Genomic DNA, 26,586 nt, shown 5'->3' with positions numbered 1-26,586 from the left:
TTTACGAGTTAAACCATATCTCTGTTGCCCCATCATGATTGACACTAATTTGTAATTTTATTTTTGGTTCCAAGCTTATCATGTGTCTTATCTCTTGACGCAAAACACCTTCTCCTTTGCCGTGAATAATAAGAGCATTAGGTAATCTATTTCGAATACAATCATCTATAAATTGAGTAAAGCGTTCTTTTTGATATTGTAGGATTCGTGCAGGAATTGCATTGCTAAGATGAGGCGCTAAAACTTCAATATGTAAATCTATTTTTGCATTTTTATGATGAACGTTTACCTGTTTAGATTTATTTTTTAGATCTTCCTCAAAGGTCATTTGTTGAACAAATTCTTCTTCAGGTGCAAGTTCAAATTCGCTAATATGTTTTGTAAAAACTTGATTGTTGTATTTAAAAAGTATTCGCTCATTATCTTTTCTACCTTCAAAAGTACCAATTAAGTGGCCCTCAATTGTCATAATTCGTTCACCTATCCATAAGTCTTTAAGGTCTAACATATTTGATTTTAGATCTTGCAATATTAGTTTAATTTATTTAGAGTTAAAATTTAAACATCATAAGGAATTGATGTATTCTGTATTCTTTTATTATTGAATTACAAATGAACCTATTCCCAACCCTAATATCCGCTAACGCGTTCCATCACTTAAAGTGTTGTCACACTATATCGATCTCGAGTGAAGAACGAGAGGTTGAATAAAAGGTTAGAACCCATCCCCAACCCTAATATACGCTAACGCGTTCAATCACTTAAAGTGTTGACACACTTTATCCATCTCGAGTGAAGTCGAGATGGAATCGTTCATTCATCTTGAAAAGGGAAGGGAGTTAAATCATTACTAAAATTTTAACTACGTATACAAGTTATCCCAATCCTCTATGTAAAAAGTCCTCCCATTTCAAGCCTGTCCAGCTTGAAAAGATGGGAGAGAATTTAGGATATTTCTTTTTATTCGACCTCTGCATAAAAAGTCCTCCCTTTCCAAGGGAGGATTTAGGTGGGTTCTAATCTTTCGACCACCGAATAAAAAGTCCTCCCTTTTCAAGCTCGCCCAGCTTGAAAAGATGGGGCTTGTCCAGCTCATAGAGATGGAGGCCTGTCCAGCTCGTAGAGATGGAGGATTTAGGTGGTTTCTCCAAGGGAGCATTTAGGATATTTCTTTTTATTCGACCTCTGCATAAAAAGTCCTCCCTTTCCAAGGGAGGATTTAGGTGGGTTCAATCTTATAAAGTCCTCCCATTTCAAGCCTGTCCAGCTTGAAAAGATGGGAGAGCATTTAGGATATTTCTTTTTATTCGACCTCTGCATAAAAAGTCCTCCCTTTCCAAGGGAGGATTTAGGTGGGTTCAATCTTATAACGTCCTCCATTTTCAAGCCTGTCCAGCCTAAAAAGATGGGGCTTGTCCAGCTCATAGAGATGGAGGCCTGTCCAGCTCGTAGAGATGGAGGATTCAGGTGGGTTCTATTTATACAACACCAACTTATAAAGTCCACACTTTCCAAATAGTCATTATCCCAAGAAAATCCCTTTACTAAATATTGGTCTCTAATTTCTCCAATTTTTCTATCTTCGCAGCTTCAAATCGAAAATACATTGAAATTAGCAGTAATAAAAGAAACAAGGGAAGGCGAAAAGAGGGTTTCTCTTACTCCTCAGATTGTTAAGCAATTAGTGGGCAAAGGCTATGAAATTCTAGTAGAATCAGGAGCTGGTGACCTATCTTCATTTCAAGATAAGGATTATGTAACAGCTGGGGCTTCAATAGAACCTTCTAAGGCCACTCTTTTTGCTCAGGCAGATGTGGTGGTAAAGATTAACCCATTGACTCCAGAGGAAATCAAATCTTGCAAGCCATCAACCATTACTATGAGTTTGATGTACCATTTGACCAATACAGAAATGGTTGGTATGCTTGCTGCTCAGGGAGTTACATCATTCTCGATGGACGCCATTCCCAGGATTTCAAGAGCACAAAGCATGGACGTATTGAGTTCTCAATCCAATCTTGCTGGTTATAAGGCAGTTATTCTTGGTGCGGAGCATATGACCCGGATATTTCCACTGATGATGACCTCGGCTGGGACTATTACTCCTTCTAAAGTACTGATATTTGGAATAGGTGTGGCAGGGTTACAAGCCATTGCTACGGCCAAGAGATTAGGTGCTGTAGTTGAGGCTACAGATGTTAGACCTGAGACCAAAGAACAAGCTGAATCACTTGGAGCCAAGTTTATAACTGTTGCGGATGATGGAATTAAAACAGAAGGGGGATATGCCAAAGAAGTTACTCCTGAGTACCTGGCAAAGCAAAAAGAAGCAGTCAATAAATCATTGTTTCAAGCAGATCTGGTTATTACAACTGCCTTAGTTATGGGCAGAAAAGCACCTATTTTAATAACTGAGGAACAAGTGAAGCAAATGAAATTTGGTGCAGTGATTGTAGATATGGCTGTGGAACAAGGTGGAAATTGCGAATTAAGTGAATTGAATAAAGTGGTGGTAAAACATGGTGTTAAAATAGTTGGTATTGAAAATTTACCGTCATCATTAGCAACCAATGCTAGTGAGTTGTATGCTAAAAATGTAATGAACCTTTTGGTTCATCTTTCTGATAAATCCGGATTTAAATGGGATGTGGAAGAGGAAATTACAAAGGGTACTTTAATTGTTCATAATGGAAAAAATCTAAAATAAATCCAAGATGTTAGAATTTATTAGTGCAAATATTCAGATGATCTATCTCGTGATTCTGATGATTTTTGTAGGAATTGAATTGATATCGCATGTGCCATCGGTATTGCATACCCCCTTAATGTCAGGGGCCAATGCAATACATGGTGTGGTGATCATTGGAGCGATTATCGTAATGGGTCAAGCTGAAGGAACATTTAGCTTGGTCATGGGCTTTCTTGCTGTAGTGTTTGGAATGCTCAATGTTGTCGGAGGATTTGTCGTGACGGACAGAATGTTAGAAATGTTTAAGAAAAAGAAATGATGGCACATTTGCTTGAATTAATATATCTCATTGGGTCAGTAACCTTTATGGTTGGCCTTAAAATGTTGAGTAAACCGGATACGGCACGTCGCGGTAATCTGATCGCTGCTTTTGGAATGGGTATTGCCATTTTAGGCACAATATTTCTGTATAAGACGGCTGAAGGTGGTAATCTTGGAAACCTGATCTGGATTTTTGCTGCGTTAGTTGTTGGTGCGATAATTGGGGTAACGATGGCCAAGCGCGTGCAGATGACCGCTATGCCACAGATGGTTTCATTTTTCAATGGTATGGGTGGTGCTTGCGCTGCACTAATATCAATTATTGAATTTCAACATGTTGTGCATATGGGCTCAGCTCCTACGGCCAATCACATGTTGATTATATTAGCTGGATTAATAATAGGTTCTGTTTCCTTTTCAGGGAGTGTTGTGGCCTATGGAAAATTAGAAGGAAAAATAGACGATTTTAATATAAAGGGCCAACAGTTTTTAAACGTTGGTTTGGTTTTGGGAATTATAGTCTTAGCAGCGCTTATAATAATGGGCACGTTAAACGGAATTCCTTGGTTTTACATAGTATTGGCACTTTCAATTCTATATGGGCTTATTTTTGTTTTGCCCATCGGTGGAGCTGATATGCCTGTGGTCATTTCTCTGTTAAACTCATTTACAGGGGTTGCAGCTGCTTGTGGTGGATTCCTTTATGGTAATTATGTGATGTTAATAGGCGGTATCCTGGTTGGTTCTGCTGGGACTCTTTTAACAGTCGCAATGTGTAACGCCATGAATCGATCATTACTCAATGTATTGGTAGGTAATTTTGGTGGTGGTGCGACAGGAGATGCTGCAACTTCGGGTTCATTTGCTGGAAGTATTAAAGAAGTTAGTTTATCAGATGCCGCTATTTTATTAAAATATGCCAAAAAGGCTGTAATCGTGCCTGGGTACGGTCTTGCAGTGGCTCAGGCACAATATATATGTCACGAGTTAGAAGCTGTACTTGAAGAAGGTGGTGTCGTTGTAAAATATGCCATACACCCTGTTGCAGGTAGAATGCCTGGGCACATGAATGTCTTATTAGCAGAATCTAATGTAAGTTATGATAAATTGGTTGAAATGGAAGACATCAATCCGGAGTTTGGAACAACAGATGTAGTACTTGTTGTCGGAGCCAATGATGTTGTTAATCCTGCTGCTAAAACTGATCCTAACTCTCCAATCTATGGCATGCCTATACTTGAAGTTGAAGATGCCAAGAGCATTATTATCATGAAACGATCCATGAAGGCTGGTTATGCCGGTATTGAAAATGAATTATTTTACAAGCCAAAATCTTATATGCTTTTTGGTGATGCTAAAGATTCGTTGACCAAGTTGGTTAGTGAAGTGAAGAGTTTGTAAATGGGGCATTGGTGTAATTAATTAAGATTCACATTCAGAATCTTAAATTCATGTCAATGAACAACTAAATAAATAGTCATATTGCAAAATTATTGTTGATCATTTAGGATGTTAGACTTTTAAAATTAAACTATTTTCAATTTTACAAGATGTCTAATTTCAATAAATCAACCTTCGAAATTAGAATCTTATTTGGGCAGCTATTTATTATATTATTCCTCAACTTATATGCTTCAAAACTATTTGGTCAATATAAAATTGATACTTTTTCTTATCAATCCATGTCGTTTAGTGAGCGCTTAAATTACATTCATCAAATTCCATTTGGAAAAATGGATTCTGCTACTATAAGAACTATAACATCAACATTAATTCCTTGGAGTATTAGGAGTCATGATGCTAGAAGTTATTTTGCATCAAAATATTATTATTTTCAAGCCAGAGGCAAACTAAATTTGGATAAAGCTGAAATTTTGGCAGTTTTAGCTGAAATGGAAAATAAAGCAACAGACTTCAACTTGAAAATGGAAGAGGCTATTGCCAATCATTATTTTATTTTTGAAGCCTTTAATTTAAAACAGATTTCTCCTGAAGAAATGTATTCTGAAGCAATATTAGATGGATATTCTATTGAGCGAATTGGCATAGAAAATTTTAAAGATTATGATGTCGCTAGAATATGTTTTCACCTGGGTAAAATAATGTACAGTTTTGAGGATTTTGATAGATCTCTGAAATATTTATTAATTTCAGAAGAGTGGATGAAACCTAACATTGGTGCAACAGAAATTTATATATTGGTTCTCAATTATATTCAATCGATCTATCAAAAAAGAGAAGAATTTGAAAAAGCGATCAACTATGCTCAAAGAATTATAGAATTTTGTAAGTCTCATTATTCGGAAGATAGTTCATACGCAAGAGCTTGGCTGGGATTAGCATCCATAGATATGGCTGCTATGTGTATCAAACAAAATAAATATCAAGAAGCTGAAGTCTACGCAAATCAAGGGTATTCATGTGTATTTGATAATAAATTGCAATCCAATTTAATAGTAAGTGCTGAGTTTAGTGCTTTAATGGTACTTATTGATATCAATTTGGAAACTAGAGCTTTGGCTCAATCAAAAAGATTTTTGGAAAGGGCGCATTATTTGGATTGCTATTTGGATAATAGTGAAACCAGATATTTTGATCGAATTCGATTATTTGAACTAAATGCTAAGTATTGCGAATTGGTAAGAAATTTCGAATGTGCGGTGCACTATAATAATTTGGCAAAACCTTATAAGGACAGCTTAGAAAAGAGAAATAATATTCGTACTTTTAAGAATATTGAATTGCGATTGCTTTCGAATGATTTTCAAGAAAAAATTGATCTCATCCAGTCTGAAAAAAAATTGCAAAAATGGTTGATGTATTCAGTGTTTTGTATTCTAATCCTAATTTGTAGTTTATTTTATTTGAATTTTTTACGAAAAAACGCACATTTAAAGCAAATTGTTTCTTCATTTAATTCCACAAAAGCTGAATTAAGTCATTTTGTAAGCTTGGTTAAAGAAAAGTCAGAATTGACAGATGTTTTAAACTCGGAGCTAGAAAAGTATATTTCAGCTGACGAACGTAAAATAATAATTGAGACCTTATCCAGAAGTACCATCTTAAAGGATCAAGACTGGACTGAATTTCGTATACTTTTTGAAAGGGTGTATCCTGATTTTATTAAAGAAATTCAAGATCAGTATCCGGGGATCACCTTAGCCGAAACAAGAATTCTAGTATTGGATAAATTAAATATGACTACTCAGGAAATGGCGAATACACTTGGTGTGCAGAAGAATACCATTAATCAAACCTGGCTACGATTGAGAAAAAAGGACACCAAAAGCAATCATTTTGATTCTGAATTAGTTTAAATCATCTATTAAGGTTGGCCTTTCTAAATAAATTGCATATCATTTTATTAGAAGGCAAAAGCGATTATATTGAAATAATTCAAATATATTATTTCATAATATGTTGATGTGCAGTATTTTAAAGTAAAATAATTTTTTGTCACTTTATTGTCACCGCCCGTTTCGCTTGATAAAAGTATTTAATATGTAGTTTTAACCCATTAGATTTCAATTCTAGTTTTTAGAACATCAATTATGCAAATCTCAATTTTGCTGAAGCCAATTAAAACTTTTCTAATTTGAGTGCGTCTATAGATTTTCTTTTAGAATTTAGTTTTATAAGTCTATACTTATTAATTCACTTTCATGTTCCCCTTCATTTTTTAATGTTTTACCAATTTTCATTGAGCACACTAATATTGAAATTTGGTGATTGCTTTTACTTTCTAAATACATTTTAAACCAATCTCATAATGAAATCAATTTTATTTTATTCGCTTTGTATTATGTTTTTTATATGTGATTTTCATGCGGTTAGAGCAAACACATATGAGGTTATTAATGTAAATAACACGGGAGCCGGTTCATTTCGACAAGCTATTACTGATGCTAATGCTAATGCAGGCCCTGATAGTATAAATTTCAACATAGCAGGTACAGGACCATTTAGTATCGTACTTGCCTCAGCGTTGCCAAATATATCCGGACCCATAATCATAAATGGAACGACCCAACCTGGTTTTGTATCGGGAACACAAGCTACCTATGTTAAAGTTGGTTCAGCCTATACAGGTACTATTTTCTCGGCTATTAATGTAACCGGAATCACAATTAAAGGTCTTGATATTTCTTATCAAAGTGTGCGGAGCGGTGCGGGAATCAGCTTTAATACTTGTAGCCAAACTTTAATCATAGACAATTTTATAAGAAACCGGAATTCTGGAATTTCAATCAATGGCGGTCAGGATCATACCGTACAAAACAATGACCTATTAGCCACGAGTTCTGATTTTAATAATCCGGCTTTGTCTTTTTTGAATATTACGCCTGGAAATATTGCAAGTGGATTGGCGGTCAGTGGTAATAAGTTTGGAGGGAATGGTTTAACAGCTCTTAGGATCCAGAATATGAATAATGTATTGGTTGGTGATACCTCCGTAGTTGGAGCTAATGTTGTTCTTGAAGATAATAGCGGATTGACAGCAATGGGTGCAGCCGGTCATTACGTTTTATATTTTATAAACGTAAATAACATAACTGTTGACAATGTGGATGTTTCCTATTTGAGTGGAGGTCAAAATCAATCCATTGGTATTTACTTCCAAAATAATGTAACAAACTCCACGATTACAATTAAAAACTGTGATGTCAAAAATCGATGGGCAGGAATTCTTTGTGGCAATGGCAAAGACTATACCATAAAAAATAACAATGTTAAAGGTTCAGGAGAAGGTGGACAATATGCTATAGAATTAAGCAATCTGTCTGCAGCAGCGATACCTGGAGGAATATTGATGAGTGGAAATCAGTTTGGCTTTGGTACTGTGCATAGTCAAGGTGGATTAAAAATTTCCAATATGAATGATTTAATCATTGGAGATTCGATTACAGGTGTCCAAATAAAAATTGAAGACAATAGTGGCTTCAATACCGTTTTAGGAAATACTCCCAGTAACCGTGGCGCATTGTTTTTGAATCAGGTTTCCAATATTACCATTGACAATATTGATGCTTCATATTCATTGGGCGGTGCTGCAAATTCTTTTGGAATAAGAATAGATAATGGTGCTTCACATGGAAACATAGTCATAAAAAATTGTCTGATCAGGAACAGATATGCTGGCTTATACTGCAATGATGGAAAAGATTATACAGTGACAGGTAATGATCTCCGTGGCTCAGGATGGGATGATAATTATGCCTTAGTACTGAGCAGTATTGCTGAAGGTGCCATCTCAGGAGGTGTATTAGTACACACCAATTTATATGGTTATTATGCACCAACTAATGTACTTCAGACAGGTATTGGTTTGTATGTAGGCGGCATGAGTAATCTGACAATAGGAGATGCGAATACTGGAGTTCAAATTAAGATTGAAGACAACAGTGGTATGAATACATTCGGAAGCAATAGTGGAGATCGCAGAGGATTATTGTATCTCGACGATGTAAGTAATATAATCGTAGATGATCTAGATCTGTCCTATACCTTAGGTGGAATACAAAATGGCTTTGGTATTTTTGTCGAAAATGAATCATCACGTTCAAGTGGAATTTCAACGGCACACAAAAATGTGACTATAAAAAATTGTCTCATTAAAAACCGTGGAGCAGGAATCAGAGTTAGAGGCGGAAAGGATTATACCATTATTAATAATGACCTTCGTGGTTCAGGACATAATAATTATTGGGCTTTAGAATTGGGCAATATTCAACCAGGTAATATTCCTGGTGGTGTTTTGGTGCATTCCAATTTATTTGGTACTAATGTGGCTCAGGTAAGTAATGCCGGTGTTTACATAAATGCTATGAATGACCTTACCATTGGCGATGCTACAACTGGGGTCAACATAAAACTTGAGGATAATAGCGGATTAAATCAAATAGCTGGTTCTGATGTTGCTAATACTGGAGCACTATATCTGAATACTGTAAATAATATATTGGTGAATAGTTTAGACTGTTCCAAAGTTCCTACTGGTCAGGGTATTTCATGGGGAATTCGAGTTGCCAATAGCGCAACACTTGGAAACATTACCATTACGAATTGTCTTGCCGGCAATAGACAAAGAGGCATTTGGGTCGATAATGGGAAGGACTATACCATTACAAATAACAACATGATAGGTAGCGGAGGTGGAACTGCTGCATTTGAATTATCTAATATCATTCCTGGCACTATTCCTACAGGAATTATAGCTTCAGGTAATACTTTCGGTACACCAAACTTTAACAAAGGTGTTGTTATTTCCAATATTAGAAATCTGATCATTGGAGATGCTTCTATAACGGGTGCCAACATCGTTCTTGAAGATATCTGTGGATTGAATCAGTGTGTTGGTACAGATTATAATTCAAATGGCGCACTACTTCTATCTAATGTGGATAGTCTTACCATTGATAATGTTGATTGTTCCAAGGTAACGGCTGGTGCAAGTAATTCTTATGGTATTTATGTGAGCAATGGAGTAATGAATCAATCCGTTATTATTAAAAATTGCAAAGCAGATAATCGATATCGAGGAATTAATTGCAGAGGAGGGAAAGACTATACAGTACAGAATAATACCATTACAAATAGTGGATGGGATGGAGAAGCTAATGCCCTTGATTTTAGAGATGTTACTGCTGGTACACTTACTGGTGGTGTGCTGGTTAGTGGAAATACCTTCGGTAATGTTCCTATCACGAATTCGTTTGCCCGTGCAGCAGTCCGCTTTGATAATATGAGTGATCTAACCATTGGCGATGCTACTACTGGTGGAAACGTAAAACTGGAAGATGGAAATGGAATGACTGCTGTGGGATTCGATCAGAGTAGTACTTATTATGTGATGTATTTGAATAGTATAAAAAATTCTATAATTGACAATATTGAAATTTCATCTGCTTACACTTCGCCGGCACAACGTAATGGTGGAATCAGGATTTCAGGTAGTTATGGTAATGGATTTATAACTGTTAAAGATTGCAATATCCAAAATCGTCGACTTGGTCTTCTCATAGGTAACGGAAATGATTACACGGTAACAGGAAATAATTTTACTGGATCCGGTATTAGTAATAGTGAACCAGCAGTATACCTCGCCCACCTTCAAAAGTCTATGCTGGACGCTGGTATTGCTATGAGTAATAATACATTTGGAGGAACAAATGCCAATACTGCTCTCCGTGTAGAAAACATGTCAGATTTTACCATTGGAGATAATTCTGTAAGTGGTGCAGATATTGTTTTTGCAGATGGCGTTCTTTCTACTGTAGGGAATATTGCAAGCAGTGGCGAATATGTAATCTATGGAGCTCAATTGAATAATGTTACCATTGATAATGTGAATCTTAGCAGAAATGGCGCAACCCCATTTGGTCTAGGAATTGGAATGATTAATGGGATTGGAAATAAGAATAACAGTATCTTAAATTGTGGTATTGCTAATCGACGCACAGGAATTTATTGTTCTGGAGGTACGGATTATACCATACAGAATGATACCTTGACATCAAGCGGTATAGCTGCCACTGAACCAGCAATATATCTTAATGGTGTTACGGAAGGAAGTCTTCCTGGTGGAGTGGTAATGAGTGGAAATATTTTTGGAGGAACGAATACCAATGCTGCTATTCGTTTTGAAACCATGAAAAATGTAGTTGTAGGGGATGCAAGTGTTACTAACCGTACGGTAACAATTGAAGATGGAGCACTAGCAACAGTAGGAAATAATGCGAATAGTAATGAATCTGTAATCTATTTCTCTAATGTTTCCAATTCAACGGTTGATAATGTAGATTTCACCAGAACAGGATCAACCCAATATGGAATTGGATTACGAGTAGATAACAATATTAATTTTTATCCGTTTACTATTAAAAATAATACTTTTGGTACTAGACGAACCGGTATTTATGCAAATGTTGTTACAGGACTAACTATTGATAGTAATTTGGTAAATTCATGTGGAGCCGCTGCAACAGAACTTGCCATGTATTTATTGAATACAACTTTCTCAACTGGTAAGTCAATTCATCATAACACATTCAGCGGAACATTCACTCATGGATTGAGATTGGAGAATGTTAATGACGTAATCATTGGTGATAGCAGCGTGGTAAATGTGGAATTGCAGTTAGAGCCTTATTGTGGAATTAATAAAGCATCCACACGAGCGATTCATCTTGAAAATACCAACAGAGTTGACATCGAACAAGTGTCATTGTCACTGACTGGTACCACTTCTGGTACAGGATTGTATGTTGTCGGTGGATCTTATATGCGCGCTAGATCATTGACTGTACAAAAAAGAGTTGATGGTATTGATCTCGTTTCTGGAAATAATCATACCATTCAATGTAGTGATCTTTCACTCAACACTGATGCCCTACAACTTGCTGCTCCAGTTAGTAGTATGACCATTGAACAAAATAGTTTCACAGGCAATACGGCTTATGCTATCAATTCAGCAGCAACTGTAAAAGCAGAAAACAATTACTTCGGTGGTGCTGCCCCACCGGTGGGCACTCCCAATGGTGTCACCGCTTCTGTAGATGTTACACCTTATCTAACCACACCACCATCAGGGTGTCCGAGTTCAAGTTTCGCTGAAATTGAGCTTACGGGTAATCTTAATTTAATTGAGGATGGATCCTTGATTCCTTCAACGGCTAATTTCACCGATTTCAATTCCACAAAAATATCTGTTCCTGTAGTTAGGATATTTACAATTAACAATCGTGGAGTATTGCCGCTCAATATCACATCAATCAGTTTTAGCGGATCGGAGGCTATGGAATTTGTTGCAGGCGCATTAACACCTGTCAGCCCTATTCCAGCAGGAGATTCTGCAACTTTTACGGTTACATTTACTCCTACGGCAACGGGTGCGCGCAATGCCACCATGAATATTGCAAATGATGATTCAGATGAAGGTACATTCGATGTTGCAATAAAAGGAACTGGAAAAGCCGCATTGGTTGTAACAAAAATTGCAGATACAAATGATGGTGTTTGTGATGCTGATTGTTCACTGAGAGAAGCTATAACAGCTGCTAATAGCAATGCTGATGCAGATGTAATTGAATTTAATATTGGAGGTGGTGGAGCACAAACTATTGTTCAAACTCTTGGTGTATTTCCAACTATTACACAACCTCTGATGATCGATGGTTCAACCCAACCAGGTTGGGTTAGTGCTCCATTAATTACGATAAATCCAAACTCTAATATTACTAGTTTTAATGCAAGCAATGTCACAGGCCTAACCATAAAATATCTGGATATTTCCCGACCAGATGCAAATTACGATGGTACTGGAGTTGACCTAACAAGTTGTAATGAAGTTTTTATTCTCAATAATATTTTTAAAAACAGACATCGTGGAGTTTATTCAAATGGTGGCCGTGACCATACCATTAAAAATAATGATTTTAGAAGGACAGGTGTAAATAGTAATTTGCCTATAATTCATCTTAATGCTGTGAGTTCTAGGTTGTTGCCAAATTCCGTGGATATTAGTGGAAATTTGTATGGAGATGCTACAGGTAATAATAGAAGTGCTTTTGGGATTCGAATTGATAACATGAGTAACCTAATTATTGGCGATGCTTCAGTGGTTGCTGCGAATATTAAAATTGAGGATGGAAGCGGTTTTAATGCTACAAGTACAGGCGATAATTACGCGCTTTGGTTAAATAGTGTATCAAATATTACTATAGACAATCTGGACCTTACAGCTACGACTTACGGTTACCAAGGCTGGGGAATTAGAATTGATAATACAAGTGCAAACAAAAATATCACAATTAAAAATTGTAAAATCAACAATCGTTACAGTGCAATTTATTGTGGTTCTGGTAAGGATTACACGATACAGAATAATGATCTCCAGAATTGTGGAAATGATCAAACCAGACCAGCATTATGGTTGAATGGAATAACAGAAGATATTATACCTAAAGGTATCATTGCTAGTGGTAATTTATTTGGAACAGGTGTTTCTAGAATTGGCTTGCGGATTGATAATATGAGCAATTTATTGATTGGAAACCAAACCGTTGTAGGGGCAAATATCACACTTGAAGATGCAAGCGGAATGCGGGCGACTGGCAGAGATGGTGATTATTATTGTATCTATTTAATTGGTGTATCTAATACTACGATTGATAAAGTGGATTTGAATTCAACAATTGGATTTACTGGCTGGGGAATAAGGATTGAAAATACCTATAATCACAGCAACATCACTGTCAAAAATTGTAAAATAAACAACAGGTATTGTGCTATTTATTGTGGTTCAGGAAAAGATTATACCATAATAAATAATGATCTGACCAATTCAGGGAATGACAATTCGCGTCCAGCAATTTGGTTTAATAGTGTGCGGCCATTGAATATTCCTAAGGGAATGATAGCGAGCGGGAACCTCTTTGGTGGTACAAACGCGAGAACAGCATTGAGAGTAGATGGTGTAGATGGACTGGTGGTTGGTGATGCCTCAGTGGTTGGGGCTAACATTAAAATAGAAGATAACAGCGGAGCAAATAATATGAATTGTACTGATTTAACTGCTGTGTTGTACTTTTCCGGAGTCTCCAATTTGACTGTTGATAATGTGGATGTATCCAGAAGTTTCAGCGGAAGAGAGGGTACAGGTATTTATCTTGATAATAGTGGTAATGCCACCTATAAAAACTTTACCATAAAGAACTGTTTACTAAAACAACATCATGTTGGAATTTGGGTCAACGGTGGAAAAGATCTAACACTGACGAATAATGATTTTAGGTATTCCGGATATTATGAAGACCGACCAGCCCTTTATATCAATAGTGTTTCTGCTGGTTCACTTACTGGTGGCATATTAATGAGTGGTAATCTTTTTGGTGGATCATTTAATAGTTCTACATCCGAATTTGGAATTCGTTTCGACAACATGAGAGATCTCACTATTGGTGATGCTTCAGTTATGGGATGTAATATTACCATAGAAGATGGTAGTGGTTTGAATGAAGTCGGAGGTACTGATGTAAGCAACAGAGGTTGCATGAAAATGAATTCGGTTAGGAATATTATTATCGACAACGTAGATTTTTCAAAAGCTACCGGGGGACAAGCCAATTCATTTGGTTTGTATTTGAATGGTTGTTTGAATTCAGTTGTAAAAAACTGTAAAGGAGGTAATCGCTTTAAAGGTTTTCATTTTAATTCTGGAAGAGATTATACCGTATTTAATAATAATCTGACAGGATCTGGTCAATCCATATCCTACCCGGGATTATTTTTTGCAAATGTGCAAGGGCAAGCTATTCCAATTGGAATTAGCGCATATGGCAATACATTCGGAGGCTCTGCAGTGCGTACAGCATTGCGTGTTGATAATATGAAAGATTTAATTGTTGGTGACGCTTCAGTTAGTGGAGCACATATTGTTCTTGAAGATAATTGTGGTGTAAATAACTGTACCGCCACGGAAGGTAATAGTAACAGTCCTGTATTATATTTTACGGTAGTTTCAAATACGATCATAGATAATGTGGATGCTTCACGACCAAGTGGAAAAGACCGCAGTGGAATTTATATAAATAACAGTTCTATAAATTCAAATGTGACCGTCAGAAATTGTAATTTCAACAATTACTATCGTGGTATGTATATTACTGGAGGAAGAGATTATACGATTACAAATAATTCATTTCTTAATTCAGGTTATATTGCTGATCAACCTGCTATTTACTTATCGTATATTCAATCCAATAGTTTGCCAGGTGGCATCCTCATGAGTGGTAATACATTTGGTGGAACTAATGCATTAAGTGGTGTGCGTTTTGAACATATGCGCGATCTTATTATAGGTGATACTTCTGTAGTTGGCAGAAATATTACATTCGAAGATAATTGTGGACTCAACAACCATGCATATAATTCCAGTAGTAATGGTTATAATCTCATCCATCTGGTAAATGTTAATAATGCAACGATCGATAATGTTGATGTATCTCGTCCTGTTGGTGCAACGCCGGCTCAGGATTTAACAGGTATTAGAGTAGATAATAGTTCAGATTATGGTCCTGTAACTATAAAAAATTGTGATGCAAGAAGACATCGTTCAGGTATAATTTTATCGGGAGGACAAAATTATACAGTAAATAATAATGATCTCCGAGGTTGTGGATTTAATTCAGATGAACCAGCATTTTACATTAATAGTATTTCGCAACTTGATGCGTCTATTCCTATGGGATTGACAGCTAGTGGAAATAAGTTTGGTTCGGTAAATAGTATTAATATGAATTGTGGTATCCGACTTGAAAATATCGGTGGAATTAAGATTACCAACATTGCAGGTCCGGGAAATCACATAGTGGTAACAGCTGCAGATAGTCTTTACAGAGCTCTTGGAATTGCTGGTAATTTCCCTTCGACAATTATGCTTAGAAATACATCCGGAATAGTCATTGATAGTCTTAACTTAAATTTTACTGGTACTCAATCAGGAACTGGAATTTATTGTCATAATGATGGCGCTGGTCACTATGGAAATATCTTCAGTAATAATTTGATTAAGAATAGACGAATGGGAATTCGAATTAATAATGGATCAGATTATACCATCACAGGAAATGATTTTCAAACAACAGGAATTGCAGATGACGAACCCGCAATACGTTTGGAACATGTCGTTGAAGGTAACTTATCAGGTGGTGTTTCCATTAGTGGAAATAAATTCGGAGGTACCAATGCATTATATGGTTTGAAATTTGTAAACATGTCTAATCTAAAAATTTCTGACGGAACTTTTGGTGGTACAAATGTCAATCTTGGATTGTATGGTACGAATGGATTAAGCGAAGTTGCTGCTGGAACAGGTTATGTGTTGCATTTATCAAGCGTGTGTAATGCAGAAGTAAATTCATTAGATCTTTCACGCTCTGGTTCAACAAGACAGGGTACTGGTTTACGGTTGACAAGTGGAATGGGAAATACCATTCAAAAAATTTATGCGCAAGGTAGAGATAATGGATTGCAGGTAAGTGGAAGTGTTTCTGAAACGATCAAATGCAATACTTTTTATGATAATAATTTTGGTATGGATTTTATCAATTCAACGATTACAGGTTTAAGTTTAATCAATAATAGTATGATGTGTAATACTACTGCAATAAAATCTGCTGTTACAGGAACATTAAATGCAACAAGTAATTATTGGGGCGCTGCAAATGGTCCTACAAATCTAGGTGGTACTGGAAATGGATATACGGGAACAGTTAATGCAAATAGCTTTTTGACAGCACCGGATGCATGTGCTAACATAGTACCGAATACAGATGCATTTGGAAATAATGTACTCATTGAAGATGGTGATATAACACCTTCGATAAATGATGGAACACTGGTCTGTGGTATTCCAATTGGTCAAAATATCGTAACAAATTATACTATAAAAAATAATGGGGGAGGTATTATGAGATTGATAGGACCTAATCCGGTTACTGTCGTTCCTGTTACACATTTTACTGTAGATAGTCAGCCATCAGATTTGGAATTAGCACCAGGTGAATCGACAATTATTGGAATTAAGTTTGCGCCAACTGCTATTGGCCAACAAAATGCCGTAGTCAATGTAGCCAATAAATCATGTGACAATAATCCATATAATTTTACCATTCAAGGTAATGGTTGTAATCCATCCACTGCGGTTATGAGCAGAGATACTGCTATATGCATTGGCAAACCGGGTAGTGTAAAATTAACGATTACTGGAGGTACGGCACCATTTACAGTGACCTTATCAGATGGCAGCGTTCACACTTTAAATGCTAATGGTGTAAATTACATAACTAGGACGCCAGTCACTACAACTACATATTCCGTGACTAAAATATATGATGCTAATAATTGTTGTGCTGATTTCAGTGGTACATCAACAATTACAGTAAATACGTTACCAACTACTACCATTACTGTTGCTGAAACATCAGGCAATACAAACAACGATGGCATTTTATGTGCTGGTGCTTCTGCAACTTTAGATGCTGGAATATTTTCGTCATGGTTGTGGAATACTTCTGCAACGGACCAGTCCATCAGTGCAAATACAACGGGCACTTATACAGTAACTGTCACAGATGTTAATGGATGCACGGCTACTGATGATCAATTGATCACAGTAAATCCAAATCCAACTCCTAATATTTTGGTTACAGAAACTTCAGGTACAAATAATAATGATGGAATACTTTGCAGTGGTGATATGGCAACATTGGATGCAGGAACTTATACTGCTTATTTGTGGAGCACTAATGCTACAACACAAACCATTACTTCTACCTCTACTCAAAATTATATTGTTACGGTAACCAATACAAATGGATGTATAGGAACTGACAATCAAATGATCCAGGTTAATCCTTTACCAGCGGCATCTTTTAACAATGCTTTAATAGTGTGCCCGGGGACAACTACAGTTCAATTAGATATTAATATAACGGCTGGTAACGCACCATTTACAGTAATTCTTTCAGATGCAAGTTCACATACAGTTGTGAGTTCAGGGATTTCACAATTAGCTGTTTCCGTAAATGGAGGCCCTGGACAAAATACCTTTACCATTAGTTCAATTGTGGATGTTAACGGCTGTTCAGGTACAAGTAGTGGTGTTTCCACAGTTGATTTTGAATCTCTTGGTGAAATTGAACTCAGAGGAAATAACATAATAATTGTAGATGGAGATCCAAGTCCGGATCCTGATGACCACACTGATTTTGGTCAAACAACCTCAGCACCAATAACTCGAACATTTAAGATCAAAAATATTGGTAATTTAGATTTAGCATTGCAGTCTGGTGCTATTACGATCACAGGTACCAATGCTAGTTTGTTCACTTTAGGTAATATCACTTTGCCGGCAACTATTAATGGGCCTAATGGAATGCTAACATTTGATGTGACCTACACCCCAATCACCCCAGGTATACATACAGCAACAATAAATATTGTAAGTAGTGATTGTGATGAAAGCCCATTTGATTTTGCAATAAAAGGAGAATTTGTTTGCTCACCACCTTCAATTACTTCATGTCCAAATTCTACCATTATTGTTCCTAATGATGCAGGACTATGTAATGCAATTGTAAGTTATATTGTTACCGCAAATGGAACGCCTGCCCCAACTTATTCTTATGTATTTACAGGTGCTACAACGGGCAGTGGAAGTGGAACGGGTAGCAATTCTACATTTCTTAAAGGCAATACCTTAGTTACAGTTACTGCAACAAATCCGTGCGGAGCGCCAACTTGTATGTTTGCCATTACAGTTAATGATGCAGAAAAACCGGTTATAACTAGATTAGGAGCAGCGACTATTGAACTATGTAAAAATGATTCATACACAGATGCTGGAGCCACTGCATTTGACAATTGTGATGGTAACCTTACTTCGAATATATCAACAGTTAATCCAGTGAACACAGCCAATCCTGGTTAGGAAAAAATGGAGATGGTGTTGCCATAGATTCATGTCAATTGACAGTTAGATATACGAATAATTTTGTTCGGTTGACCGGAGGATGTAATAGGAATACAGGTAGTGCATTAGTTACTTTCACGGCTTCTGATGCCTGCGGAAATTCCGTTACGGCTCAAGCAACTGTTGCTGTTAGAGACATTGTTGCTCCTCAAATTACCTCACCTGCGAAGGATACAACCATTTTCTGTTCAGTAGCAAATGGTTCACCTGCTAATATTACTACTGCTAGAACGGCTTGGTTAAATGCAATGGGCAGATCTGTTTCTTTTGATCAGTGTGATGGCAAGACTAGAAATGCTGTTATTTTGCCACCGGCTCCTGACTTTACAAGTTCTACTTTAATGCGAACTATACAAGGCTGTGCAGCACCGCTTGTAACAGAAACTTGGATGTTCCAATATAGAGATTCATGCGGTAATCTAAGTGCCGGTACTATTGCTGAATTTAGAGTGCGTGATACCACTGCACCTGTTTGGTCTGTTAATCCTGCCAACATGATTGCTGAATGTGATAGAAACGGAAATCCACCTAATTTAAATGCATGGTTAGCTATAAATGGCGGCGGTGTATTGTTAGTGGATGATTGTAATGGAACAACTCGAATTGAACATGACTTAGTTAGACATTATGATAAATGTAGTAATACCGATAGTATGATTTATCGATTTACAGCATTTGACTGTTCAGGTAATTCAAGTTTTAGAGAAGCAACATTCTATATCAGAGATATCACAGCTCCGGTCATAGATCCAGCAAGCGGATATAATAAATTAACTTCATGTGATCAAAGTAATGCTGGCAATGATGATGATATTGTAGCGTGGTTAGATAGTTTTGGTGGTTTAAGAGCTACCGATGCATGTTCAGATGTCATTAACTGGAGACATAATTTTAGTGATACAAGATGGGTGAAAGGTTGTGGAGATACTAGAACACAGGCTGTAACTTTTACAGCAACTGATGATTGTGGTAATTTCGCCAATAGGACATTAACTGTTGGAACAGTGGATACCACTAAACCGGTATTCTTTAATTGCCCTAGACCTCCAATTGTAATAGCTGCTGAAACTTTCCATTGCGATGCTTATGTGAATTTCTCACCAATGGCAGCTTTCGATAATTGCAGTGTTCCAACAATAACCCAAATTGATAAAACGGGTTTAAAATCAGGTGATCGATTCCCTGTTGGAACTACCATTTTGGTTTTTGAAGCTAAAGATCCATGTGACAACAGAGACACTTGCTCTTTAAAAATTATAGTGAATGATTACTGGGATGTTCCTTCAATTACTTGTCCGGCAGCGTTGACTGTAAATACAGCAATTGATTCATGTGGAATATCGGTGATTTCTCCAAGCTTAAAGCCTACTAATGTTACAGATAATTGCCCATATACAACAGTTACCTATCAAATAAAAGATAGCACTGGTAAAGTGTTGAGTAGAGGATTTACAGATGCTTCAGGATCATTCTTCCCAGTTGGAAAAAATACAATAGATTATTGTGTTTATGATCAACCAATATTGCTCATATCTGAAGTAACGCAAATGTTTGGTGGAGCAACAACAGTGGGTAGAACCAATCCAGTTCCTGCATTTATTTCTGCTAATGTGGCACCTGCTGAACTTATTGACGGTGATTTTATTGAAATTACAAATTATGGTCCAACGGTAATTGATCTTACTTGTTTGTCTATTGAAATCGTTGATGCTGCCGGTACTGTTTGTACCTATGTATTGCCTCCGAAATTCCCATTAATGCCTATGCATTTCTTGGCTCCTGGAAGAGTGGCTACATTCCACGTGGGTGCTGGTACAGATTCTCCGGCTAATTTATTCTTTAACATGAATTGTACTCAAGTGGGTCCTAATGTGGGCAGAGGATATTCTTTGAAATTGAATGATAGAAATATTGATGTTGTAGCTACTAATGGATTCAATCCAGTTGGAAAAGGTTCTGCAGATCCAATTACATTGAACGATTGGAAAGGTGCATTAGGTCAACAATTATGTAGAGGTAGTTATTACAGAATCAGCCATTTTGATTCAAATTTATCTTCTGATTGGGAGTTAGCAACAAGTTGCATACCAGCTACGATCGGATCTTTGAATAAAGATCATAAGTTTGTTCCTTCAAATGGAGACACTGTAGCATTACAAAGTATTTTGGCTAATGTCAGATGTTGTTCATCTACAGTTACGGTATTAGATGTTCAGGCTCCTGAATGTGCTAAGTATGATACATTAACTTTCATTAACCCGACTAATCTAAATGTTCCATTTAATCAAGGCACTTGCTTTAAATCTACAATTACAGTTCCGAACAACTGTCTAGTTGGTGATTTTAGATTATTAAATTTAACTGGAAATTCCAGTGAGAATTTAGGAGATTGGAAAGTGACCCTGGTAAGTCCAAGTGGGACCAGAATTTTAATTTGGGATAACATTTGTCCTGCTGCAACAAGCTTTAATTTAAATGTAAGCGAATTAGCTGCAAAAGGTGGTGCAAATGGAAATATTACATCCGCACCTTGTGTACCAAATTTTGGAAATGGCGGTTTCTATAAAGCTCAAGAAACAATGAACTCTGTATACCATGAAAGATCAAATGGTATTTGGACTTTAGAATTAGAGGACAATTCTTGTTCAGCATCATTAATAACTAATGTATTGTCTAATTGGAGATTACAAATTTTATGTATTTCTCCTGCAGTACTTAGAGATACCATAGTGAATGCTGATTTTAGACAATGTCATAAAAAATTCTTGTGGTATCACCCTGTATTCAATGATAACTGTAAGGGAGGTACTATGGATGTTTCTTTTACAGGAATTACTCAGACTACCCCATGTGGAACTACATTAACGCCTTCAGATATTCCGGCAAATAAAAAGAATGTTCCAGCTGGTTCATGTGATTCCGTTTTATTATCTATTGGTACAACTAAGTTTACCTATATCTTAACGGACCGAAGTGGTAATACAGGAATGTGTATGTTCAGTGTTACAGTGAGAGATGTAAATGCCCCAGTTGTAACTGCTAATAAAGATATCACGATATCTTCTGATCCAGGAGATTGCGGTAAATTCTTTAACTTCCCAATCGATGCAAATGATAGTTGCGGTATAGATTCTATCTGGTCTGTTCCTGCTAATGGTTCATACTTCAAAGGAACAACTCGGGTTTGTGTTTATGCACGTGATAAGAGTTGTAATATTGATTCTTCTTGTTTCAATGTGACGGTGAATCCATACATACCTTCATCAGCTGAGTTGGTTTGTAATGATCAACTTAATTTGTCATTGGATCAAAACTGTTCTGCAGTGTTGAATGCAGATATGATTTTAGAAGGAGGAAATCATTATTGCTACAATGACTATATCATTACAGTTAAAGATGCAAGCACCAACGTGCCGCATCCTAATCGTTTCAACTATTCTGATGTTGGTAAGTGTTTTATTGTAACAGTCACAGATCCTAGATCAGGTAATTCATGTTGGGGCAAAGTATGCATTGAAGATAAACAAAAACCAAACATAGCTTGTCCTAGAGATACTATTGTTACATGTATTTCAACGATAGATCCTGATGATTTAGGAAGACCAACCTTGTTGACTTGTGAACAATCATATACATTTGAATATCACGATGACTTTACAGAATATGGTGAATGCGCATCGCCTTATGTAGCTGAAATTCAAAGAAATTGGATTGTAGTTGATGAATCAGGAAATTCGGATACTTGCATACAATATATCTACATCAGAAGATTAGATTTAGCGGATATCAAGTTTCCGAAAAATTATGATGATATAACTTATCCAAGTCTTGAATGTCAGGATAAAAAGTATGATAAGGATGTTTCACAACACATCACACCATATCCGGAATGTGTAGATGGTTATTTATTAGATTCTGCAATTTGGAAATCCTCAGGAGGTTTAATTCGCGTACCTAGAAAACTAGGTTGGAATTTCTTAACTTCTGGACCAAATGTTGGTCATCCATCACCATACCCAATCTATTATGATGCTCATCCACAATATTCTGGAAACAGATTGTGTTGGGGACCTGATCAAATCGTTAAGTGGGAGGGCACTGGTTATCCAACTATTGATGGTATTGATTTATCATTGAGAGGCAGATGCGCTATTTCCATGAAATATGTGGATGAAGTATATGAGGTATGTGAAAATAGTACGGATATCTTAAGAGAATGGAGTGTTAGAAATATGTGCTTACCAGTAATAGCTGGCGTGAATCCATTTAAGTTTATTCAAAATATTAAAGTATTGGATAAACGAGGTCCTGAAATTTCATACCCAGATACCTTGGTAATCACTACTGATAATAGCAGTACATGCAAAGCAACTTGGGTGGTTTCTCCACCATGGATTAAAGATAATTGTTCTGATTCGACTTATATCATTGTAAGAGCATGGGCAGGTACTGCAGTTCAATATCCGAATGGAACTTGGGCTGTGTTTAATTTACCTGTTGGAGTTCATAGAATGGAAATTGTTGCTAAAGACAAATGTGGAAATTCTACTGTTAAGAAAATTAGCTTATCCGTAGTTGATGGATTGCCTCCAGTTCCAATTTGCAGAACAAAAACTGTTGTTTCAGTTAATGGTAATTTGTCTCCGTCAGAAAATGGTGCAAAAATTTATGCTGAATCATTTGATGAAGGTTCATACGATAATTGCAGCCCACATGTATTCTTCAAAACCATACGTATGGCTGATTTACTAGGTACTAACAATGGAAGTACTCGTGATAATACAGTTTCTTGTGGTGGATCGAATGGTGATGATGACGCAACTCTTGTTGGTAATCAAGTTTATTTTGATGACTATACCAGATTCTGCTGCGAAGATGTTGGAAAAACAATAATGGTTGTATTGAGAGTTTTTGATGTAGATCCTGGAGCTGGTCCAATTAACCCAACATTAATGAATGCTGGCAGACCATTATTTGGTCACTTCTCAGATTGTATGATTGAGGTTGAAGTTCAAAATAAAGGAGTGCCTACTGTAATAGCACCACCAAATATGGTCGTTAGCTGTTGGTATTGGTTTGACATTGCTAAAGCTTCAGATCCAAATGATAGACAATTCGGACGTGTAGTGACTGACTTGAATACAAGAGAAAAAGTTAAAACTTCTGATATTGTTTGTCATAAATTCTGTGAAAGAAATCAATTAACAGGATATCCTGGATTCTTACAAACCAATCAAGTGCCTATGCCGGCACCAAATCAAGCCTGCGTATACTATAATCAATTGTTTGATTCTGCACATTGGGATCGTAAATATGAATTAGTATGGGGATTTGATGGTTATGCTTTAAGTGCTTGTGGAACTACACCGACTATAGTTGTAAATGATTTACGTGAATGTGGCCAAGGTCAAATCCAACGTATCATTACGGCGGTAGGACCGAACAACAGTAGGGTAAATGCGATTCAAACAATTTGGGTGGTAGATTGTGATCCATTCTTTATTGATCCATTAAATTGCAACGATCCAAGATATTCTGATATTCAGTGGCCAAATGGTGTTTGTAACCAAAATCCAATTGTGATTGATGGTTGTGGAGCGGACATTAGCCCTGAAAATCCACAACTGGGTAAACCAACAGTTGTGAATAATGCAGATGATAATTGTTCTTTGATTTCCATTGAACATTTTGATGAAACGTTTACTATTGAACCTGATGCATGCTTCAAAGTATTGCGTAAATGGGTTGTTATTGACTGGTGTCAGTATGATCCATTTATTGATCCGAATATTGGAAGATGGGAAGCTTTACAAATTATAAAAGTTCGTGATCAAGATAAACCTGTTGTAACATGCAATGTAGGTCCTTGTGAACCAGCATCTATAGATCCAACACTAAAAGTTTGTGTAGGTCATATTAGTTTAACTGCAACCGCTACAGATAACTGTACTCCTCTTGATTGGTTGTTCTGGGAATACAAAATAGATGCTTACAATGATGGTAAAGGTGTTCATGGTGGTTACGACTTTAGAGTGGGTACTTTAACTCAACGACAATATAATGCCGGAGATACTGTAGAATATAGCCATAATCCATTCGCTGATGATAATCACAATCCATTCAATGCAAGTGGTACTTATCCAATAGGTATTCATAAGATCAGATGGAACGTAGAAGATGGTTGTGGAAATATTGGTGTATGTGAGACCTTATTTGAAATAAAAGATTGTAAGGCACCAACTCCATATTGTATTACCGGGGTAATTACGGTTCCAATGCCTTCTTCCGGATGTGTAGATATTTGGGCTAAAGACTTAAATCTTGGGAGCTATGACAATTGCACACCAAAAGATAGTTTGAAATTCTATTTTGATGGTGATGAAAACAAACCAAGTATTAGGGTTTGTTGTGATGATTTTGTTAAAGCAGGACAAAATGATGAGTTAAGAGTCAATGTTGAAATGTGGGTTCAGGATGAGGAAGGCAACAAAGATTATTGTAAAACAGTAGTCATTGTTCAGGATAATCTAGACAGCTGTCTCAACACAGGATCTTTTGCAAGAATTGTAGGTAATTTAATGACAGAAGGAAATGAAGAGACTAAATCTGTTAAAGTACAATTAGAACGTAATGCCACTATGATGCGTGAAGTTTCTGGTAGTCCGTATAAGTTTGGTGATTTGGTTCTTAATGAAGCGTATACAGTTAAACCAATCCGAAATGATGATCATCTAAACGGTGTGAGTACTGCTGATATAGTTAAAATTCAAAAACATATCTTAGGTCAGGCACTCATTACAAGTCCATATAAGATGATTGCTGCAGATGTTAATGCATCAGGTACAGTAACTGCTTCCGATATTTCTGAAATCAGAAAACTAATCTTAGGTGTTATTCCTGATTTTGGCAAAGTACAATCATGGACCTTTGTTCCTGAAACATACACCTTTGTTGATCCAACCAAACCATTTAATGCACCTAGGACTGCTATTATAACTCCTGCTCTAGTTAAAGATTACAATCAAAACTTCATGGCTATTAAGATGGGTGATTTGACGGGTAATGCTAAAGCTGGATTAATAACCCCAACCATTAGGACTACAGGTGTCGTAAATCTTGAAATTGATGAAGCAGAAGTTGTTGCTGGAAACTATTATAAAATGGCCATCAGATCAAATGATTTTGCTAATATTGCCGGCTATCAATTTACTATGAACTTTGATCATGAAAGTCTCATTTTTGAAAAAGTTGAATCTGGAGTTCTCAATATGAACGAAACGAATGTAGCGAATATCCGTGATGGTATTTTAACAACAAGCTGGAACTCAAATACCGGTGTTACACACTCAAACGATGAAGTGTTATACACTGTTGTCTTTAAAGCAGTTCAAACTGGTAACATCAGTAAAATGATCACCATAACAAGTGATGTAACTCATGCTGAAGCTTATGACCAATTAGATCAGTTAAAAGATGTGAAGTTAGTTGTCAGAACAGATGAAGGAATTGTAGAAACTGGTATTTTCGAGTTATACCAAAATGAACCAAATCCATTTAGAACTGAATCTGTTATCGGGTATCGTTTACCTGAAGCAGCTGCTGTTAAATTAACCATTTATGATGTAGCTGGTAAAGTAGTTCGAGTTTATGAATTACAAGGTCAGAAGGGCTTAAATCATTTCAAAATACTTAAGAGTGAATTGAGTACATCTTCAATACTGTATTATCAACTTGATGCTGCTGATCATACTGCAACTAAACGTATGTTATTGGTGGATTAAACAAAAAATGAATATAATAGCAAATAAAGCCCTTCAGTAATTTATTGAAGGGCTTTATTTGTTTATTAGGCTTAGTGCAAAATATTTCGTCTTTGATTTGTTATTTTATAGTAACTTATTGATATGATTATCAAACTGAGCAGAATTTCATCTTATCCGGAATGCGGTTGATTAGTCCATCTTCCAAGAGTTTATCAGAAATAATTGTTAATAGAAGTAAATTAAATGTATTATCTATTATAAAAAATTAAATATGTTCTTAA

The 26,586-nt window shown here is 36.4% G+C and carries 8 protein-coding genes; 6 read left to right on the top strand and 2 right to left on the bottom strand.

The features are described from left to right. Position 1: 1 nt before the first annotated feature. Both IPK88_16195 and IPK88_16190 read right to left on the bottom strand, forming a co-directional pair. A complete protein-coding gene (locus IPK88_16195) occupies positions 2-508 on the bottom strand; it encodes a Smr/MutS family protein (protein MBK8244968.1) in 507 nt (168 codons plus the stop codon). A 626-nt stretch (positions 509-1,134) separates the two neighbouring features. Beyond that, on the bottom strand, positions 1,135-1,425 hold the full coding sequence (locus IPK88_16190) for a hypothetical protein (protein ID MBK8244967.1): 291 nt from the start codon (positions 1,423-1,425) through the stop codon (positions 1,135-1,137). 181 nt (positions 1,426-1,606) lie between these two features. Here IPK88_16190 and IPK88_16185 point away from each other — a divergent pair, with 181 nt between their 5' ends. The 6 genes from IPK88_16185 to IPK88_16160 all read left to right on the top strand — a co-directional run bounded on the left by IPK88_16185 (position 1,607) and on the right by IPK88_16160 (position 26,323). After that, a complete protein-coding gene (locus IPK88_16185) occupies positions 1,607-2,707 on the top strand; it encodes a Re/Si-specific NAD(P)(+) transhydrogenase subunit alpha (GenBank protein ID MBK8244966.1) in 1,101 nt (366 codons plus the stop codon). A gap of 7 nt (positions 2,708-2,714) precedes the next feature. Further along, on the top strand, positions 2,715-3,008 hold the full coding sequence (locus IPK88_16180) for an NAD(P) transhydrogenase subunit alpha (protein ID MBK8244965.1): 294 nt from the start codon (positions 2,715-2,717) through the stop codon (positions 3,006-3,008). Next, complete coding sequence (locus tag IPK88_16175) at positions 3,005-4,411, top strand: NAD(P)(+) transhydrogenase (Re/Si-specific) subunit beta (protein MBK8244964.1); 1,407 nt, start codon at positions 3,005-3,007, stop codon at positions 4,409-4,411. The genes IPK88_16180 and IPK88_16175 overlap by 4 nt, the downstream gene beginning before the upstream one ends. A 149-nt stretch (positions 4,412-4,560) precedes the next feature. Beyond that, positions 4,561-6,327 (top strand): hypothetical protein, encoded by a 1,767-nt coding sequence (locus tag IPK88_16170; GenBank protein ID MBK8244963.1) that lies wholly within the window; start codon positions 4,561-4,563, stop codon positions 6,325-6,327. A 452-nt stretch (positions 6,328-6,779) separates the two neighbouring features. After that, positions 6,780-18,500 (top strand): choice-of-anchor D domain-containing protein, encoded by an 11,721-nt coding sequence (locus IPK88_16165; protein MBK8244962.1) that lies wholly within the window; start codon positions 6,780-6,782, stop codon positions 18,498-18,500. Positions 18,501-18,538: 38 nt separating this feature from the next. Next, on the top strand, positions 18,539-26,323 hold the full coding sequence (locus IPK88_16160) for an HYR domain-containing protein (protein ID MBK8244961.1): 7,785 nt from the start codon (positions 18,539-18,541) through the stop codon (positions 26,321-26,323). The last annotated feature ends 263 nt before the right edge of the window (positions 26,324-26,586 follow it).

The organism is Candidatus Defluviibacterium haderslevense (assembly GCA_016712225.1).
In the GTDB taxonomy this organism is placed as follows: domain Bacteria; phylum Bacteroidota; class Bacteroidia; order Chitinophagales; family Saprospiraceae; genus Vicinibacter; species Vicinibacter haderslevensis.
The sequence above is the reverse complement of the archived record's forward strand: the minus strand, read 5'-3'. Positions and strand labels throughout refer to the sequence as shown.